Origin of the sequence: Stenotrophomonas sp. SrG, assembly GCF_050031795.1 — a bacterium.
GTDB lineage: Bacteria > Pseudomonadota > Gammaproteobacteria > Xanthomonadales > Xanthomonadaceae > Stenotrophomonas > Stenotrophomonas rhizophila_A.
Window position 1 is genome coordinate 1 of the sequence record NZ_JBNBBE010001029.1, and the last position, 241, is coordinate 241.

Annotated in this window: 1 protein-coding gene; it reads right to left on the bottom strand. The window is 72.2% G+C overall.

The window, feature by feature from the left end; genetic code table 11:
- Window positions 1-225: hypothetical protein (locus tag ACQG3P_RS22605; RefSeq protein WP_426806302.1), on the bottom strand; the 225-nt coding region annotated here is incomplete at its 3' end.
- Window positions 226-241: the final 16 nt, after the last annotated feature.

The following is a 241-nucleotide window of genomic DNA, read 5'->3' on the forward strand; positions in this document are numbered from 1 at the left end:
CGCCCTCCGCGCCCGGGCGTCCGACACCCCCCATCCCCACCCTTCGACCCCGTCCTCGCACCGGCCGCACAGGCCGTCCGCAACGGACCTCAGCCAGGTGCGCGCGGCCTGGTCGGCGAAGGTCGACATGGCATCCGTCGCTTCCTGGGTCTGGCCGGCCAGCGAGTCGATACCGTCGCCGTAGAGGGCCTTGGAGTCCTCCCTGGCGTCGATCACCTGGGCCATGGTCTGCAAGGACGCC